The organism is Streptomyces sp. NPDC026522, assembly GCF_055567555.1.
On record NZ_JBVHQF010000006.1, the window covers coordinates 383,455 to 401,060 of the forward strand.

Below are 17,606 nucleotides of genomic sequence, written 5' to 3' on the forward strand. Positions count from 1 at the left end.
CGAGCCACCGCCCCCGCTCCCGCCGGTCCGCCGGAGGCGGGAGGAGCCGGCGGTGTTCAGGAGCAGTCCGGGCAGAGGCCGCGGTAGGTGACCTCCGCGCCGGAGAGCGTGAAGCCGAAGCGCTCGTCGGCCGGGAGGTGGGACAGCGGGTCGCCCGGGTGGACGTCGCGGATGAGTCCGCAGCCGGAGCAGACCAAGTGCTGGTGCGGCCGACGGGCGTTGGGGTCGTAGCGCTTGGCGCGGCCGTCGGTGGACACCTCGACCACCTCGCCCAGGGAGACCAGTTCACCCAGGGCGTTGTAGACCGTCGCCCGGGAGATCTCCGGCAGCAGCCGTACCGCACGGGCGTGCACCTCGTCGGCCGTGAGGTGGACGTGCTCGCCGTCGAGGACCTCGGCAACGACCCGGCGCTGGGCGGTCATTCGCCAGCCGCGGGCGCGCAGGCGCTCCAGCAGGTCACTCATATCGGCTCACCTCTTCTGGTCCGGCTCTTCCGGTCCGGCGGGACCCTCGAACTCCACTCGTGAACGGGCGGAATCCGGTCGGATACGGGCTTGGTGTGCTTCTTGACTTGGATTGCGTCCATCGTAGGATCGGTTCCGTTGATAGCCAAGGGACACGAAGATTCCACAGCGGCAGGAGACGGAGCGTGAGCGGCCACCGCCGAGGCACCGCGCGGTGCCGGCGTGCGGGTTGCGGCGGCCCCGCGTCCCGCTGCCCGAAACCGTCCGGGACGGTGACCACCTCGATGCCGAGGCGACCGACGAGGCCGAGGCCGTCTACTGGGGGCCTGTGCCCCGCTTGACCCACCGCATGCAGCACCTGAGCACCACGATCCGCCTGGTCCGGAAGGATTCCCATGTCTGAGAACCATGATGCAATCGTCGTAGACGCCAAGACGGAAGGCGCAGGCGGCTGTCCCGTCGCCCACGAGCGCGCCCCGCACCCCACTCAGGGCGGCGGAAACCGCCAGTGGTGGCCGGAACGCCTCAACTTGAAGATCCTGGCCAAGAACCCCGCCGTGGCCAACCCGCTCGGCGAGGACTTCGACTACGCCGAGGCCTTCAAGTCCCTCGACCTCCCCGCCGTGAAGCAGGACATCGCCGAGGTGCTCACCACCTCGCAGGACTGGTGGCCCGCCGACTTCGGCCACTACGGCCCCTTCATGATCCGCATGGCCTGGCACAGCGCGGGCACCTACCGCATCAGCGACGGCCGCGGCGGCGCCGGAGCCGGGCAGCAGCGCTTCGCCCCGCTCAACAGCTGGCCGGACAACGGCAACCTCGACAAGGCCCGCCGCCTGCTGTGGCCGGTCAAGAAGAAGTACGGCCAGAGCCTCTCCTGGGCCGACCTCATGATCCTCGCCGGCAACGTCGCCCTGGAGTCCATGGGCTTCGAGACCTTCGGCTTCGGCGGCGGTCGCGCGGACGTCTGGGAGCCCGACGAGGACGTCTACTGGGGTCCGGAGACCACCTGGCTCGGCGACGAGCGCTACACCGGCGACCGGGACCTGGAAAGCCCGCTCGGCGCGGTCCAGATGGGCCTGATCTACGTCAACCCCGAGGGTCCCAACGGCAATCCGGACCCACTCGCCGCGGCCCGCGACATCCGTGAGACGTTCCGCCGGATGGCGATGAACGACGAGGAGACGGTCGCCCTGATCGCGGGTGGCCACACCTTCGGCAAGACCCACGGCGCCGGCCCGGCGGACCACGTCGGAGCCGACCCGGAGGCCGCCCCGCTGGAGGCGCAGGGCCTGGGCTGGAGCAACAGCTTCGGCACCGGCAAGGGCGGCGACGCCATCACCAGCGGCCTTGAAGGCATCTGGACCAACACCCCGATCACCTGGGACAACAGCTTCTTCGAGATCCTCTTCGGCTACGAGTGGGAGCTCTTCAAGAGCCCCGCGGGCGCCCACCAGTGGCGGCCGAAGGACGGCGCCGGGGCCGGTACCGTGCCCGACGCGCACGACTCCGCCAAGAGCCACGCGCCGACGATGCTGACGACCGACCTCTCGCTCCGCTTCGACCCGGCCTACGAGCAGATCTCCCGGCGCTTCCTGGCGAACCCGGCCGAGTTCGCGGACGCGTTCGCCCGCGCCTGGTTCAAGCTGACCCACCGCGACATGGGCCCGGTCGTGCGCTACCTCGGCCCGGAGGTCCCGTCCGAGACGCTGGTGTGGCAGGACCCGCTGCCCGCGCGGACGCACGAGCTCGTCGACGCGGCGGACATCGCCTCCCTCAAGGAGCAGGTCCTCGCCTCGGGCCTGTCGGTGTCCGAACTCGTCTCCACCGCCTGGGCCGCGGCCTCGTCCTTCCGCGGCAGCGACAAGCGCGGCGGCGCCAACGGCGCGCGCATCCGCCTCCAGCCGCAGAGCGGGTGGGAGGTCAACGAGCCCGACCGGCTGGCGGCGGTGCTGCGCACGCTGACCGGGATCCAGGAGTCCTTCGACGCGGCGCAGACCGGGGGCAAGCGGATCTCGCTCGCCGACCTGATCGTGCTCGCGGGCGCCGCCGGCGTCGAGAAGGGCGCCAAGGACGCCGGCTTCGACGTCCAGGTGCCTTTCACCCCCGGCCGGGTGGACGCCTCGCAGGAGCAGACCGACGTCGAGTCGTTCGCCGCGCTGGAGCCGGCCGCGGACGGGTTCCGCAACTACCTCGGGAAGGGCAACCGGCTCCCGGCCGAGTACCTGCTCATCGACCGGGCCAGCCTGCTGAACCTGAGCGCCCCCGAGATGACGGCCCTCGTCGGCGGTCTGCGCGTGCTGGGTGCGAACCACCAGCAGTCGCAGCTCGGGGTGCTCACCACGGCCCCCGGGAAGCTGACGAACGACTTCTTCGTGAACCTGCTCGACCTTGGCACGACGTGGACGGCGACGTCCGAGGACGCGAACGCCTTCGAGGGCCGCGACGCCGCCACCGGTGAGGTCAAGTGGACCGGCAGCCGGGCCGACCTCGTCTTCGGTTCCAACTCCGAGCTGCGGGCCCTCGCCGAGGTGTACGCGAGCGACGACGCGAAGGAGAAGTTCGTCAAGGACTTCGTCGCCGCGTGGGACAAGGTCATGAACCTGGACCGGTTCGACCTCGTCTGACCGCCCCCGTCAGGGCCGGCCCGTGGCGGGCCGGCCCTGACGTGTGTCCGGGGCGGCACGCCCTTACGGTGGGACCACACCGACAGCAAGGGGCCGACGTGGCAACGGACATCGTGCTCGCACAGACGACGATCGACGACGAGGACCGGGCCAGGGGCCTGGCCCGGGGCGCCGTGGCAGCCCGGCTCGCGGCGTGTGCGCACGTCGACGGGCCGCTGACGGCCGTGTACCGGTGGCAGGACGCCGTCGGGACGGCGACCGAGTGGCGCGTCTCGTACAAGACGTCGGCGGACCGGCTGCCGTCCCTGGCCGAGTGGGTCGGACAGCACCACGGGTACGAGGTGCCGGAGTGGATCGTCCTGCCGGTCCTGGACGGTTCGCGGGCCTACCTGGAGTGGGTGGCCGCGGAATCCGCCCCGGAGTAGGACCGGCGCGGCGCGCGGGCGCGCTCGCCCCGTCAGCGGGCGAAGCCGAGCCCGACGCCCAGGCCCACCAGCACGGAGCCGATCGCCCGGTTCAGTGCCTTCTGCGCCCGCAGCATGCGGTCGCGCAGCCGCTCGTTCGAGAAGAACAGTGCCACCGCCCCGAACCAGCCAAGGTGCGCCGCGGACATGAAGAGTCCGTATCCGGCCTGCTGCCACACCGGCGTGTCCGCGTGGACGACCTGGGTGAAGGTCGAGACCACGAACAGCGTGGTCTTCGGGTTGAGCACGTTGGTCAGGAACCCGCTGCGCAGCGCGCCGGTCCGCGTCAGCTGCGGCTTCGACTCCAGGTCCACCGTGAGCTCGGCCCGGGCCCGGAAGGTACGGATGCCGATCCACACGAGGTACGCGGCGCCCGCCAGCTTGATCGCCGTGAACAGGGCCGTGGAGGAGGCGATCAGCAGCCCGACCCCCAGCATCGTGTACGAGACGTGCACCAGCACCCCCGCCGCGACTCCGGCGGCGGCGAAGAGCCCCGTGGGGCGCCCGTAGAGATAGCTGTTGCGGACGACCATCGCGAAATCGGCGCCCGGGCTGATGACTGCGAGGAGGGTGATGACTGCGACTGCGATCACTTCTGTCATGCAGGGATGCTGACCTGCCCCGGGCCAACGATCAAGTCCCGCCCGGGATGCGGATGTCCGGGACCGGTGGCCGGTTGTCACTGGTGGGCTGCGGGAGCCTGGCATGATCGGGCCTCACGTTACTCATCAGTAGCGCAACTCTCCCTCACCAGAAGGTCTTCACGTACGTGCGCAAGCTCGCCAGACGCCTCCTGCTCCCCGGCCTCACCACCCTGGTGCTCACCGCCACCGGCTGCTCCTCGGCCGGACACACCGCTGCGGCGGACGCCGCAACTCCCACCGCCCTGGGCGCCGTTGCCGACGGAACCCGGCAGCTCGACGTAGCGGCGGCCCCGCAGAGCGCCGTCGAGACGGCCGCGGTGACCCGCGCCGACGGCGCCGGCAAGGGGACGCCGGTGAAGTCGTCGCTCAAGGTCGCCTCCTACGACCCGGCCACCCGACGGGCCGTCATAGCCACCGGTGCGAAAGGGGGTTCGCCGACACCGGGCCGCTCCCCCGGTCAGTCACCGGACCACTCCCCCGCCGCCGACAAGCCGGTGGCCGTCGGCGACGTCATCGCCAGCGCACCGGCGCCGGGCGCTCCCGACGGCCTCCTCGCGAAGGTCACCGAAGTCGGCAGGCAGACCGACCGGGGCACCGAGGTCACCACGGCCGCCACCACGCTGTCCTCCGCCCTCAACGACGACAAGGCCGACGGCAAGGTGCCCGTCGACCCGGCGTCGGTCACCGTGGAGCCCCTGATGAAGGGCGTCACCCTCTCCTGGGCGAAGAGCCAGGGGGTGCGGTTCGGCCCCGCGGGCACGAAGCTGCCCCTCGGCAGCCTGCGGCTGGACGTCGACGCCCCGGTCGACACCGCCCCGGACGCCCCCGTCTCGGCCGGCGCCTCGGTCTCGGGGTTCGTCCAGCTCGCCCCCACCGTCGAGTTCGCGTACGACGGATCGGGCGGCTCCGGCCCGCGCTCCGCGTTCCTCGGCATGAGCGGCGACTGGTCCTCGCAGTGGAGCCTCAAGGGCCACGCCGCCGCGAGCACCGGCGCCCCCAAGCGGATCCCGTTCGCCAAGCTGCACAGCAGCCCGGTCATCCAGGTGGGCCCGGTCCCGGTCGTCGTCAACCTCGACCTGACCTGCTACGTACAGGTCGAGGCCGACGGGCGCGTCACCCTCGACGTACGGCAGGAGGTCAAGGGTGACTTCCGGGTCGGCGGCAGCTACGCGACGGGCAAGGGCTGGACCCCGGTCAGTACGTCCAACGTCCACGGCTCCCCGGTGAAGGCCGAGGTCACGGCCGCCGGCCGGATCAAGAGCGCCCTCGGCGCCGAGGCCTCCGTGGGCCTGTACGGGGCTGTCGGCGTCTCCGCGGACTTCGCCCCCTACCTGCGCGGCGAGGCCGACGCCAAGGCGTCCGCGGCCACGGACGGCAAGACCGCCGTGAGCGGTGCGTGGGCGCTGTACGGCGGCTTCGACCTGAGCGGACAGCTGCACCTCCAGCTCTCCCTGTTCGGCACGCCCGTCCTCGAACGCCGTATCCCGCTCGGCTCCCTCAACCGCGAGTGGCCGCTCACCAGCGGCAAGTCCGGCCGCTAGGGCGTGTTCCGAACGTAGCGCCGGCCACCCGGAGGGCCCGCGGCGTCCGGTGCGTGCGATCGCAAGGCGGAGGGTCGCCCTCGTACCGGGCGTACGCGGGCGAGCCCGACAACGCTGGGGGCACCTGCCAGCGGTAGCTGGGGGACGCGCGCGGGTGCCGGGCGTCGCGGGGCATGCGGGATCTCGAAACACGCCCCGGGGGGGGTCGGGCCGGTCGCACGGAACCTCGCTCGGCGCAAGCCGGGCGGGAGGCTGCACTCGTTTGCTTGCTCCGCATGGTGGGGTCCGCCGATGTGCTGCATCGTGACGGCGAGTGGACATCTCCTCACGTTGTGGGGGCCGCGAGGCCCCAGCCGTGCGCGGTCGTCACGCGACGGTCAACCCGGACGGAGCGTTCTATGAGTGACTACCCCCCACCCCAGGCCGGGGAAGAGGAGCCGGCCCCGGCGGCGGAGGCCGCCACCGGCCCCGGTGACACTCCGGTCAACGCCGTCGGTGACGACGGCTTGCGCACGCTGTTGCAGACGGCGGTCGCCTGCCGGCCCCTGGACGAGGTCGCCGACCTGGTGACGCTGCTGAGGCGGTCCGGCCAGGTTCCCGACGCCGCGAACGAAGCACTGCGCGCCGCCGCGGTCAGCCGCCCCGTCGAGGACGTCGTCTCGCTCGCGCTGCTCCTGAGCGAGGACCACGAGGGTGACCCCGCGCCGCTGCCCGAGCGAATAGGACCCGACGGCGAAGCCGGGCGGCGCGGCTCCGGTAAGCGCGCCGCCCGCGCGAAGGCGGACGAACCCCGCTCTCCCCGCCCTGCCGGGGCGCCCGGCCGGGGACTGCGCTGGCCGGCCGTGGCAGCCCTGAGCGGGTCGGCGCTGCTGTACCTGCCCCGGCGCCCGTCCCGCCTGATGTCCGAGGGCGGCGCGGGGACGTGGCTGCTGCTGGGCGTCGCGGCGGTGTGCCTGGCGCTGGCCGTGCGCCTCGTGGTGCGGGACCGCACCCGGGTGTGGGCGGCCGCCACCCTCACCTGCCTCGGGATCCTGGCGGTGCACGCGCTGGCGGCCCTGACGGGGCTTTCTCCCCTCGGCAGCGCCGTCGGCGGCCTCCTGCCCTGGCCCACGGGCTTCGCGGTGCTCGTGGCAGGCCTCGGCGCGGCCCTCGCGGGCATGGCCCTGCTCTACCGGTCCGAGGAACCGGCGCCCGCGCCCGCGCTCCCGGAACCCGTCGTCGCGTACTCGGCGTTGGCCGCGCTGGATGCCGCCCCACCGGCCGAGGACGCGGATCCGGACCCCGCCGAAACGGAAACGACCGCCCCGTAGGACGCCCCTGTACGCCGACGCCGCGGGCGCGCACGGGCCGGGGCGCCCCCGTCCGGCCGCCGGCCGGCAACGCATCCCGGGCCCCGCCCGCCGCGCACCCGGCGCCGGACCAGCTGCTCGCGGTGGGCGGGCAGCCGGCCGGACGGGCCACGCCTGTGCCGCCCACGGACACGGCACGGGCCCGATGGCCCGCCCGTCGGCGTGAGGCCGAGGCGGCCCCGGCGCTGGGGCCGGGGCCGGGGCCGGGCCGAAGCAGTCGCCGCGGCGAGGCCGAGCCCAACCGCTGCCGCGAGTGCCACCGCGATCCACGTGCCGACCGGGCCCGCGCGTGGTCCGGGGTGACCCGGACGACCAGCGCACGGCAACGCGAACCGCGCGATCGGCCGGTGCTCGCGCGGGGCGGGCAACGAGCCGCAGGGCATCGCCGGCCGGACGGCCCCCGTGCCGCCCGCGAGCCCGCGCCAGGGATCCGGCGGCCCGCCCGCCGGTGTCAGACCGGGGCGGCCGTCGGCGCGGTGGCGGGGGCCGGGTCGAAGCAGGCGCTGCGGCGCAGGGCGGTCAGGGCCACCGCGCAGGCGGCGCCGACGGCGGCCAGCGCCGTCCACGGCAGCCACGGGGCGTCCAGCCGGGTCGCGAGGTCGAACAGGGCGCCCACGCCCAGGTTGCCCGCCGCGACGGCGATACCGGAGGCGGTGCTGTAGGCCCCGTAATGGCTGGCGACCAGGCGTTCGCCGGAGAGCCGGACCAGGGTGTCCATCTCGAACGGGTACAGCAGCGCCGACCCGGTGGCCAGCAGCGCCGCGCAGCCGACCAGGGTGGCCGCCCCGCCCCAGCGGCCCACCGGCAGCAGCAGCGGCAGGAAGGCCGCGCCCATGACGGTGAGGCCGATCGCGATGGCCTTCGGCGCGTCCAGGCGCTCGCGGGCCCAGTCGGTCAGCCGGAGCTGGCCCACGACCGCGACCAGCGCCGACACGGCGAAGGCGACGCCCATGGCGGCGCCCGCGCCGTCCCCGAACAGCGACCGCGCCCGCAGCGGCAGGGCCAGGTAGGTCTGGAAGGCCAGCAGGTAGGAGCCGGCCATCGCGGCGGAGAACAGGACGAAGGGCCGGTTACGGGCGATGGCCCCCCAGTCGGCGGCGATGCCCCGCCAGCCGGCTCCCCGCTGCGGGTCCGGTTCCGGCCGGCGCGCGGGCAGCGACCGGGCCTGCACGACGGCCAGCACGCCGAAGACCGCCGCTGCCGCCGCGCAGACCAGTCGGAAGTCGAGCAGCAGCAGGGCCAGTCCGACGAGCGGCCCGAGCAGGATGCCGGCCTGGTAGAAGACGTTGAAGCAGGCGAAGGCCTCCACCCGCCGGGGCCCGGCCCCGGCGGCGACGTAGGCCCGTACGGCCGGGTTGAACAGGGCGCCGGCGAATCCGGTGGCCGCCGAGGCGACGACGAGCGCGGGCAGGGTGTCGGCGACGGCCAGCAGCGCGAACGCTCCGGTGCGCAGCGCGCACCCGGCGAGGATCATCGGCTTGTAGCCGATCCGGTCCGCGAGGGTGCCGCCCAGCCAGAACATCCCCTGCTGGGAGAGGTTCCGTACGCCGAGGACCAGGCCGACGGCCCACGCGGCGAGGCCGAGGCCGTGCCCGAGGTGGTCGGCGAGGTAGGGCATGAGCATGTAGAAGCCGAGGTTGATGCCGAACTGGTTGACCATCAGCAGCCGCACGCCGGGGTCGAAGGAGCGCATCCGGGAGCCGAGGCCCTGTCCGGGCCGCCTCATCGCGCACCCGCCAGGACTGTGCCGGCGCGCGGCGCGGGGGCCGTGATGGCGGTGCAGCGCGTCCAGGAGGTGACCACCCGCTCCGCCGGGTGGCCGATCTCCTGCGGGGTGTCGGGGAGCGGGCCGCCGAGCAGCCCGTGGCCCCGGCACCAGGCGTCGTCGTAGACCGTGTCGAGGTAGCGGTGCGGGCCGTCGGGGAAGACCGCGGCGATCCGGGTCCCGGCGGGAAGGGTGCGCGCGGCCCAGCCGGCGACGAGCGCGACCGCCCCCACGCTCCAGCCGCCGGTGGCGTAGTGGTGGCGGGCCAGGGCACGGCAGGCGGTGACCGCTTCACCGGGGGCGACCCAGTGGACCTCCGTGAAGGCCTCGTGGGCGACGTTCGCGGGGTGGATGCTGGAGCCCAGGCCACGCATCAGGCGCGGTCCGGCGGGCTGCCCGAAGATGGCGGAGCCGGTGGAGTCCACGCCGATGAGCACGAGTGCGGGGAACGTCCGGCGCAGCGCGGCGGAGATCCCGGCGGAGTGGCCGCCGGTGCCGACCGAGGCGACCAGTACGTCGACGCGGCCGAGTTGGGCGACGAGTTCGGCGGCCAGCGGGGTGTAGGCGGCGGCGTTGTCGGGGTTGTCGTACTGGTCCGGGCACCACGCGCCGGGGTGCCGGCGCAGCAGCTCGGTGACCCGGTCGCGGCGGGCCTGCTGCCAGCCCCCGGTGGGGTGCGCGGCGGTGACCGTGTCGACGTGGACCCCGTACGCGGCGAGGGCGCGCCGGACCGGGGGCTCCAGACCGGGGTCGGTGACGACGGTCACCGGGTGCCCGTACGTGATCCCGGCCAGGGCCAGGCCGAGGGCCAGGGTCCCGCTGGAGGACTCGATGACCGGCGCCCCGTCGGCGAGGTCGCCGCGGGCCCGGGCGCGGGCGACCATGTGCAGGGCCGGGCGGTCCTTGATGCCGCCCGGGTTGGCGCCCTCAAGCTTGGCCCAGAATCCGCGGCCGGGGTCCGCGAAGGGCTCGCCGACCCACAGCACGGGGGTGCGGCCGACGAGGTCCGCGGGCCGGTGCGCGGGCTGCGGGGCGGGGGCGTACGAAGGGTCTGCGTCCAGGGCGGGTGCGTACGAAGGGTCTGCGTCCAGGGCGGGTGCGTTCAAGGCGGCGGGGTCGTACAGGGAGGTGTGCGGCATCGGGGTCACGGCTCCTCGGCCCGGGGCGCGCGGCGGCGCGGGGCATCGGCGGGATCAGGACGGCGCGAACGCACGGCCGGGTGTTCCGCCGGGCGGCGCGGGCACCGTGCGGGCAGCTGTGCGCGGGCCGGTACGCAGCGGCGACGGCCGTGCGGGAGCGGTCAGGTCCGCGCCACACACGTCGCCGCGAGGACCCCCCGGCCACCCGGGCCCCGGTCGGCGGCGACCCCGGCTGCGGCGGTACCCGCCGAGGAGCCGGGCTCCGCGGGCCCGAGCGGTGTACGGGCCGTCGGCGGTGCGGCGTGGGCGTCCCCCCGTACCCGGTCGGACGCGTGGCCGAGCCCGTCGGGACACTGCTCGCCCGGCTCGGCGCGGTCCATCGGCACGGCGTGGCCGGCCGGGGGGCCGTGGACCAGGGCGGCGGAAACCGGCGCGGCGGGATCCGGCCGCAGGTGCGGGCCGTCGCCGCCGGGGCCGTGCAGACATCCGAGGAGGTGGAGGGCGACCGCCAGCAGCAGCGCGAAGACGCCGAGGGTCCTCGTACGGTGATCCACCGCCGGAGCCGGCGCCGCACTGATCATGTGCACAAAGTAGCGCGGCGGACACGAGAAGTCACACCGGACCCGCGGCGGCCGCCTTCCCGGGACGGGGCCGCAGCACGGGGCCGGTCGGCCGGAATCCGTCGGATTAACCCGCGCGGATGCGGTCACACGCGCTGGTGTGAGCGCACCCGAGAACCCCACCAACTCCAAGGTCGCCCCGTCCGGTTCCCGCCCGGACGGGGCGACGGCGACCCGGCGGCGGGGTTCGCGGGACGGGGCCGCGGACGCGCCGACCGTGCCGCCCCGCGCCGCTCGCGGAGCAGACGCGCGCGGCGCCGCCGGGCGCACCGGATGGCTCCGGCAGGCCGTGCTCGCCCGCAAGGGCGTCAGCGCCGGCGCCGCGACCGGCCCGGCGGCCGTCATCGCCGTGTCGTACGCGGTCGGCCGCCGGGCCGGACAGCGGCGCCGCGGCCCCCTCTCGCCGCTGACCGGCGGCCGTCCCTGACCACCCGGGGGCCCGGCCGCCGGGCCCCCGCACCACCGCACACCCACACCGCACACCCACACCACACCGCACGCCCGCCCACGCAGGGCGGCACCCGCCATCTGGAGGCGCCCATGCCGGCACGGGGGAGACTGTCCACGCGCGAGATCGCCGCGTGGCGCGACCAGCCGGGACCGCGGCGGCGCACCGACCGGTCCGCCGCCGCGCCCGGCCGGCCGCCCGCGAAACGGATGCTCGCCGCAGCACTCCTGGGCACCTGCCTGGTGCTGCTCGTCGCGAGCGCCGTCAGCGGCTCGGCGGCCATGGCGTGGGCGGCGGTGACCGCGTGGATAGGGGTGGTGAGCACCGTCTCGGCGGTGTGCGGCCACACCGCCGGCCCGTCCCAGCGCCGTTGAACGGGTCGTCGTGCGGTGCGGAAGTGACGCCCTCCACAAGACCTGGGCGAATGGGCCGCGGAATCGGGGACATCCTTTTGGATCTGTGAGGCGATCCGCCGGAAACGCCCGGGACTTCCCTCCTGGGCGGCTCCGCGCGTATATTTGCCGTCAGACAACCATTGCCATGCGTTAAATCTCGGCGCCGGGCACAGCGAAAGGAGACCCGCGTGGTCAGCAGCTCGGCCGGTGCGACCGATGTCCGCCAGCTCGTGGTGGAGTCGTTGAAGGGACGCGCGGACGACATAGCTGATCGCTGGGTTCTGCTTCAGCTGGAGCGCAGCCCCATGGACCCCGCCAACAGCGAGCGTGAGCTGCGCTACGAGGCCGACACCCTCGCCGCCGCGGTCCTCACCGGCCTCGACACCACCCTGCCGGTCGACCAAGTGGTGAACCTGCACCGCGAACTGCGCGATGCCGTCCGGGAGTTGTCCCTGCGCAGGGCCAGGGCCGGGGCGACGCCCACCGCCACCTCGATGTCCGTACTGGCCCTCAAGGACGTCGTGCTGGAGATCGTCCGGGAGACCATCGACGACACCGGCCGGCTGTTCTCGGCGGCGTTGCTGATCAACCAGCTACTCGACGCGGCCGGCGCCCTGTCCTTCGCCACGTACGTCGAGGGCCGCGAGGACATCATCCGGCGGCAGAGCCGGCAGCTGCTGGAGGTCTCTACCCCCGTCGTACGCCTGTGGCGGCAGGTGGTCGCCGTGCCGCTGATCGGCACCCTGGACACCGCGCGCACCCAGGTGGTGATGGAGAACCTGCTCCAGGCCATCCAGGACGAGGACGCACAGGTCGCGATCATCGACATCACCGGTGTGCCGACCGTCGACACCGCCGTGGCCCAGCACCTCATGCAGACCGTGCGGGCGGTACGCCTGATGGGCGCGGACTGCGTCATCAGCGGTATCCGGCCCACCATCGCGCAGACCATCGCTCAGCTCGGCATCGACCTCTTCGACATCCTGACCCGGGCCACGCTGGCCGAGGCCCTGTCCGAAGCCATGAAGATCACCGGCGGCTCCGCGCCGGCTCCGCGCGCCCCGGTTGCCCGATGACCGCACACACATCCGCGGTTCCGATCCTGCGTCTGGGCGACGTGCTGGTCACCGGCCTGCTCAACGAGCTGGACGACAAGTCGGCCGTGGCCTTCGCCCGGGAACTCACCGAGCGGATCTCCGCCGACCGGGCCCGGGGTGTCCTCATCGACATCTCCCGCCTGGAGATCATCGACTCGTTCGTGGCCCGCAACCTGATGGAGCTCACGGGGATGGCCCGGCTGCTGGGGGCCCGGGTCATCGTGGCCGGGATGCGGCCCCCGGTGGCCATCACCCTGGTGGAGCTGGGACTGGAACTGACCGGCGTCGAAACCGCGCTGCACGCCGAGCAGGGCATGGCCGCGCTGGGCTGGGCCCAGCTCCCGCGGCCCCTGGAAGGGGCGCCGCATGACACCACTGGCTGACGGCAAGCGGACCATGAGCGGCCCCGACACCGCGCGGGCCGCTGCCTCCGACGCCGGCTCCGAAGCCGTCCGGCTCTCCCTGACCACCGAGGACGATCTGCTGGCGGTCCGGCACGCCGTCCGGTTCGCCGCCGTGACGGCCGGATTCTCCATCATCGACCAGACCCGGGTGATCACCGCGGCCAGCGAACTGGCGCGCAACGCCTACATCCACGGGGGTGGCGGAGACCTCGTCGTCGACTCCGCCCGGGCGGACGGCCGTACCGGGCTCCGGCTGACGGTCAGCGACCGCGGCCCGGGCATCCCCGACGTGGAAGCCGCGCTGGCCGACGGCTACAGCACCGGGGTGGGCCTGGGCCACGGCCTGGGCGGGGCCCGCCGGCTGATGGACGAGTTCGAGGTGCGCAGCGCCCCGGGCGAGGGCACCACGGTCATCACCACGCGCTGGCGGCGCTGATGGTGCCGGCCCCGGTGGCGCCGACGCGTCAGGTCCGGATCGACCACTACAGCGCCGTGCACGTCGCCGCCGAGACCGCGCGCGCGGTGGCGCAGGAGTGCCGGCTGCCCGGCGCGCTGCCCGACCAGGCGGCCGTGGTCGCGTCGGAACTGGCCAGCAACATCGACAAACACGCGCGCGACGGCGTCCTCTACATCCAGCCGCTGCCGCTGGGCGGCGGCGTGGAGGTGCTGGCCGCGGACCGGGGCCCGGGCATAGCGGAGGTCGCGCGGTGCTTGGCCGACGGCTACACCACCACGGGGACCCTCGGCGCCGGACTGGGCGCGGTCGGACGCATCGCCACCGAGGTCGCCATCAGCTCGCGGACCGACACGGACACCGGGAGCGGCACCGTGGTCTGTGCCCGGCTCGCCCTTCCCCACCAGCGCGAAGCGGCGCGCCAGCCGGTGGGGCTGGTCTGCCTGCCCGCCGCCGGCCAGGAGGAGTGCGGGGACGCCGCGGTCGTGGTCGACCTCGGCGACGTGCGCACCGCGCTCGTCGTCGACGGTCTCGGGCACGGCCAGGAGGCGGCGGAGGCCGCCGAGGCGGCGGTGCGTTCCTTCCGCGGCGCCGCCGAGGGGACCCTGCCGGGGATCATGACGGCCTTGCACCGGGCGCTGCGGCACACCCGGGGCGCCGCCGTGGCGCTCCTGCGGCTGCGCGCCGGGGAGGCCGAGTACTGCGGGATCGGCAATGTCCGGATGGTGGCGCTCTCCCCCGACGAGGTGCACCACCGGCTGACGGGTCAGCCGGGCGTCGTGGGCTGGCGGATGCCCGACCCGCGCACGCACCGGGTCCCGCTGACCGCGGCGACCAGCACCGCGCTGCACACCGACGGCATCGACCTGCGGTGGGCGCACACCCCGCCCCGCCACTTCCTGCGGCTGCCCGCCCCGCTGCTCGCGGCGACCGTCGCGCACGGCTACCACCGCACCCGCGACGACGCCACCGTGCTGGTGGCCAGAGCCCCCGGCCGGCCGTCATGAGCAGGCTCTTCCGCGACATCGGCGTGCTCCGGGAGGAGGTGCGCGGCCTCGCCCGCAGCTACCGGCTGCCCGCGGACGTACGCGGCCGGCTGGTGCTGTCCGTGACGGACCTGGCCGCCCCGGAGTTCGAGGCGGGGCACCCCGTCACGCTGCACACCGTCTTCGACGGCACGGAAGAGGCGTCCCAGCTGAACGTCACCCTCACCGCCCCGCGGGTGGCCGGGCCGCTGCACGGCGCCGACCTGCCGCTGACCGCGCACGTCACGTCGGCGAACTCGGTCACCTGGCACATCGCCCTGCCCGACCGGACGGCGGGGCCGTTCGAGGAGGCCCGGCCGCCGTCACCGGCCTCCCTGCCGACGCGGGAGCGCGAGGCCGACGAGGAGCTCCGGGCCGCCTTCGCACGGGCGGACTCGCTCGGCGCCGAGCACCGGCTGCTCAAGCACGAGCTGGCGGAGACGAACGCCGGTGTCCTCGCCCTCTACGTGCAACTGGACGAGCGCGAGGAGCAGGTGCGCAAGGCCCACGGCCGGGTCCTGCGGGAGCTGGAGGACGCGCTGCGGCCGCTCCCGCCCGAGGTCGACGGCCTGGAACTGGCCGTGCACTACGCGCCCGCCGACCCGGCCGCCCCGACCGGCGGGGACCTCTACGACTGGTTCACCCTGCCCGACGGGACGGTGCACGTCACCGTGGTCGACGCCCTGGGCCACGGCGTGCGCAGCACCCGAGGCGCGGTCACGGTCACCCACGCGGTACGCACCCTGGCCCTGGAGGGGCACCCCCTGCACTCCATCCTCGCCCGCACCCACCACCTCCTCATGCCCTTCAACCCGGATCTGATGGCGACGGTCCTCCTGGTCCGGCTGGACCCTGCCACCGGGGAGCTCCAAGTGGCCAACGGCAGCCACCCGCCCCCGCTCCTGGTACGGGGCGGCAGCGCACCGCAGTTCCTCGAAGCGAGCGGCCGGGGCATCGGGTTCCCCGCCCCCGGCAGCGACGGGGCGCTCCGGGACCGGATGGAACCGGGTGACCTGCTCCTGCTGTACACCGATGGTCTCACCGAGAGCCGCCGGGACCTGATCGAGGGCGAGTTGCGGCTGGTGAAGGCCGTCGAGCAGCACGCCCACCGGGCGATAGCGGAGATCCCCGATGCCGTGGCCGCCGAGATGCACACCGTCGTCCTCCATGCCGACGACACCCTCGCCCTCGCCATGCGGCTCACCGCGCCGGGCCCGGTGACCGCCCGGACGAAGGGCCTTCGCCACCTGCCCCCGCAAGGCCGGCGGGCTGACAAACGTTCTATCGGATGAGAGAGTGGTGCGATGCCGCACAGCTTCCCCTTGCCACCCCTGCATCCCGGGCAGGTGGCTACCGAGGCATCCGCGCTCCTGGAGATGCTGGATGTTCTGTGGGGCCGCGGCCAGGAAGCCGTACCCGCCCCCGTGCCCCCCTCGCAGCTGCGCGCCCTGACCGTGATCGACGAGCGGGAGGGCGTCAACCTCCGCGACCTCGGCGAAGCGCTCGGTTCGACCCCGCCCTCGGTGAGCCGGCTCTGCGACCGGCTCGAAGCCGCCGGTCTGGTGCAGCGCTCCCGGGCCACGGCGAACCGCCGGGAGGTGGAGGTGCGGCTGAGCCGCAGCGGCCGCGGCGTCCTCGCGTCCGTACGCGCCGCCCGGGCGAAGGAGCTCGAAACGGTGCTGGAGCGGCTCAGCCGGGAGCAGCGGCGGGCGCTGTTCGACGGCCTGACCGCGTTCCGCGAGGCGGCGGCCGCCGACACCGGCCCCGGCCGGCTGGGGATGGGCCGCGACGGCGCCGACGTCAGCGACATCGCCTGACCGGGCTCCTCCTCAGCCGGCGCTGCCGGACCGGCCCCCGGCCGGTCCGTGCGCAGCGGAAAACGCGGCCGCCCGCAGCCGCGCGGTCGCGGCTGCGGGCGGGGGCGTGGGCCGGTCCCGGCGACGGGGGTCAGGCGGGTCGGCCGCCGAACGGGGCGCCGGTGCCGTAGTAGGTGCCGAGCTGCGCGTGGTACCCGGCGTCGTCCAGGTGCTCGTCCCGGTGGAACTCGGGCGCGTTCTCGATCTGCTCCTTGGTCAGGTCCACCAGGACGCGCTTGGCGTCCGGGTCGATGTGCGTGACGGCGCCCGCCGGGATCAGCACTTCCTTGCCGAAGATCCACACACCGGTGTCGACGACCAGGTAGGCGGAGCCGGCCTCGTCCGAATGCTTGTCGACCTTGCCGACGACGCCCTCGGTGGCCTCCACCTTGTAGCCCGTCAGGTCCGTTCCCGCCAGGTGACCGGCCGTCTCACGGTAAGCCCACATGTGACCACTACTCCTTGCTCGTCGAACGGTCCGTCGGCTGCTCGCCTGCCCCGGCCGCCGCACCTCATGCGGCCCGTTCGGACGGACCCGGCTGGCGCGGGGCGGGCGGCGGGCGGCGTCACGCCGGCCGGTCGGCCACCGGGTCCGGTCCCGCGGCCGTCCCGCCCGCGGCATCCGCACGACGGAATTCGGCGTTGATGCGCTGGGCTTCGGCGAGCTGGTCCTCGAGGATGACGATCCGGCAGGCGGCCTCGATCGGAGTACCGGCGTCCACGAGCTCACGGGCCCGGGCGGCGATCCGCAGCTGGTAGCGGGAGTAGCGGCGGTGGCCGCCCTGCGATCGCAGCGGGGTGATCAGGCGGGCTTCGCCGATCGCCCGGAGGAAGCCGGGGGTGGTACCGAGCATCTCGGCGGCCCTGCCCATGGTGTAGGCGGGGTAGTCGTCGTCGTCGAGACGCCCGAGTGAATTCTCTGCTGTCACTTTCACCTCTGCATACGGAAATGCGTCGAGGGGCCCTGGTGCCGTACGGCACCAGGGCCCCGAAGGAAATTCAACACCATCAGCCGGGCTTTACCGCTGCCGGCTCTTCATGTCCGCAGACTCCCGGGAGGTCCGGGCTGCGGATATCGCGTATGCCTGACCGGGGACCACCTTCCCATCGGGGGTCTTGCGGTGCCCGGGCGACTGCCGGCCGCCCGGGCGGGTACTGCTTGACCTTGTTGACGAGAGAAACGCTATCCGGCTCGGCAGCTGATGTCTACTCCCGCTGGCATAGATTTTGCCGTTCACCTGTATGAGCTAATCACTCTCCGACGCTGCCGGGGCGGGCAGGGGCCGTGGACGGGCGGTCCGGTGATCGCGGGCG

The 17,606-nt window shown here is 74.1% G+C and carries 19 protein-coding genes; 12 read left to right on the top strand and 7 right to left on the bottom strand.

All coding sequences use genetic code 11. From position 1 onward, the window contains the following. Nucleotides 1-56: 56 nt before the first annotated feature. Nucleotides 57-464 carry a Fur family transcriptional regulator gene (locus ACZ4M3_RS18390; protein WP_467733792.1) on the bottom strand — a complete coding sequence of 136 codons (408 nt, stop codon included), beginning with the start codon at nt 462-464 and terminating at the stop codon, nt 57-59. Between the two features lie 395 nt (nt 465-859). On the opposite strand from ACZ4M3_RS18390, the gene katG reads away from it, so the two are divergent. Next, nucleotides 860-3,091 (top strand): catalase/peroxidase HPI, encoded by a 2,232-nt coding sequence (gene katG, locus ACZ4M3_RS18395; RefSeq protein WP_467733794.1) that lies wholly within the window; start codon nt 860-862, stop codon nt 3,089-3,091. 98 nt (nt 3,092-3,189) lie between these two features. Then, nucleotides 3,190-3,516: a divalent-cation tolerance protein CutA gene (cutA, locus tag ACZ4M3_RS18400; RefSeq protein WP_467733796.1), complete on the top strand. Its 327-nt coding sequence runs from the start codon at nt 3,190-3,192 to the stop codon at nt 3,514-3,516. A 32-nt stretch (nt 3,517-3,548) separates the two neighbouring features. On the opposite strand, the gene ACZ4M3_RS18405 is transcribed toward cutA, so the two are convergent. After that, on the bottom strand, nt 3,549-4,157 hold the full coding sequence (locus tag ACZ4M3_RS18405; protein WP_467733798.1) for a LysE family translocator: 609 nt from the start codon (nt 4,155-4,157) through the stop codon (nt 3,549-3,551). A 167-nt stretch (nt 4,158-4,324) separates the two neighbouring features. On the opposite strand from ACZ4M3_RS18405, the gene ACZ4M3_RS18410 reads away from it, so the two are divergent. Continuing rightward, entirely contained in the window at nt 4,325-5,740 is a 1,416-nt protein-coding gene (locus ACZ4M3_RS18410) for a hypothetical protein (protein WP_467733800.1), read from the top strand. 398 nt (nt 5,741-6,138) lie between these two features. Further along, complete coding sequence (locus tag ACZ4M3_RS18415; protein WP_467733802.1) at nt 6,139-7,050, top strand: hypothetical protein; 912 nt, start codon at nt 6,139-6,141, stop codon at nt 7,048-7,050. 490 nt (nt 7,051-7,540) lie between these two features. Here ACZ4M3_RS18415 and ACZ4M3_RS18420 read toward each other — a convergent pair whose 3' ends face one another. From ACZ4M3_RS18420 to ACZ4M3_RS18430, 3 genes are all read right to left on the bottom strand, one after another. After that, nucleotides 7,541-8,815, bottom strand: coding sequence for an MDR family MFS transporter (locus ACZ4M3_RS18420; RefSeq protein ID WP_467733804.1), 1,275 nt, complete (start codon nt 8,813-8,815; stop codon nt 7,541-7,543). After that, on the bottom strand, nt 8,812-9,993 hold the full coding sequence (locus tag ACZ4M3_RS18425; protein WP_467733806.1) for a PLP-dependent cysteine synthase family protein: 1,182 nt from the start codon (nt 9,991-9,993) through the stop codon (nt 8,812-8,814). The genes ACZ4M3_RS18420 and ACZ4M3_RS18425 overlap by 4 nt, the downstream gene beginning before the upstream one ends. Before the next feature lie 161 nt (nt 9,994-10,154). Beyond that, a complete protein-coding gene (locus ACZ4M3_RS18430; protein ID WP_467733808.1) occupies nt 10,155-10,574 on the bottom strand; it encodes a hypothetical protein in 420 nt (139 codons plus the stop codon). A gap of 139 nt (nt 10,575-10,713) precedes the next feature. Between ACZ4M3_RS18430 and ACZ4M3_RS18435 the strand changes: the two genes are divergently transcribed. The 8 genes from ACZ4M3_RS18435 to ACZ4M3_RS18470 all read left to right on the top strand — a co-directional run bounded on the left by ACZ4M3_RS18435 (nt 10,714) and on the right by ACZ4M3_RS18470 (nt 16,253). Then, nucleotides 10,714-11,040, top strand: a complete 327-nt coding sequence (locus ACZ4M3_RS18435) for a hypothetical protein (protein ID WP_467733810.1) — start codon at nt 10,714-10,716, stop codon at nt 11,038-11,040. A gap of 113 nt (nt 11,041-11,153) precedes the next feature. Then, nucleotides 11,154-11,435, top strand: a complete 282-nt coding sequence (locus tag ACZ4M3_RS18440) for a hypothetical protein (protein ID WP_467733812.1) — start codon at nt 11,154-11,156, stop codon at nt 11,433-11,435. Nucleotides 11,436-11,644: 209 nt separating this feature from the next. Further along, nucleotides 11,645-12,532 (top strand): STAS domain-containing protein, encoded by an 888-nt coding sequence (locus ACZ4M3_RS18445; RefSeq protein ID WP_467733813.1) that lies wholly within the window; start codon nt 11,645-11,647, stop codon nt 12,530-12,532. Further along, complete coding sequence (locus ACZ4M3_RS18450) at nt 12,529-12,936, top strand: STAS domain-containing protein (RefSeq protein ID WP_467733815.1); 408 nt, start codon at nt 12,529-12,531, stop codon at nt 12,934-12,936. The genes ACZ4M3_RS18445 and ACZ4M3_RS18450 overlap by 4 nt, the downstream gene beginning before the upstream one ends. Beyond that, nucleotides 12,920-13,393 (top strand): anti-sigma regulatory factor, encoded by a 474-nt coding sequence (locus ACZ4M3_RS18455; RefSeq protein ID WP_467733816.1) that lies wholly within the window; start codon nt 12,920-12,922, stop codon nt 13,391-13,393. The genes ACZ4M3_RS18450 and ACZ4M3_RS18455 overlap by 17 nt, the downstream gene beginning before the upstream one ends. Nucleotides 13,394-13,407: 14 nt before the next feature. Then, a complete protein-coding gene (locus ACZ4M3_RS18460; RefSeq protein WP_467733817.1) occupies nt 13,408-14,418 on the top strand; it encodes a SpoIIE family protein phosphatase in 1,011 nt (336 codons plus the stop codon). Next, nucleotides 14,415-15,728 carry a PP2C family protein-serine/threonine phosphatase gene (locus ACZ4M3_RS18465; RefSeq protein ID WP_467733819.1) on the top strand — a complete coding sequence of 438 codons (1,314 nt, stop codon included), beginning with the start codon at nt 14,415-14,417 and terminating at the stop codon, nt 15,726-15,728. The genes ACZ4M3_RS18460 and ACZ4M3_RS18465 overlap by 4 nt, the downstream gene beginning before the upstream one ends. Nucleotides 15,729-15,740: 12 nt before the next feature. Continuing rightward, entirely contained in the window at nt 15,741-16,253 is a 513-nt protein-coding gene (locus ACZ4M3_RS18470; protein WP_467733821.1) for a MarR family winged helix-turn-helix transcriptional regulator, read from the top strand. A gap of 130 nt (nt 16,254-16,383) precedes the next feature. Here the strand turns inward: ACZ4M3_RS18470 and ACZ4M3_RS18475 are convergent, their stop codons facing one another. Both ACZ4M3_RS18475 and ACZ4M3_RS18480 read right to left on the bottom strand, forming a co-directional pair. Beyond that, nucleotides 16,384-16,740, bottom strand: a complete 357-nt coding sequence (locus ACZ4M3_RS18475) for a PRC-barrel domain-containing protein (protein ID WP_467733823.1) — start codon at nt 16,738-16,740, stop codon at nt 16,384-16,386. A gap of 118 nt (nt 16,741-16,858) precedes the next feature. Next, complete coding sequence (locus tag ACZ4M3_RS18480; RefSeq protein ID WP_467733825.1) at nt 16,859-17,221, bottom strand: MerR family transcriptional regulator; 363 nt, start codon at nt 17,219-17,221, stop codon at nt 16,859-16,861. Nucleotides 17,222-17,606: the final 385 nt, after the last annotated feature.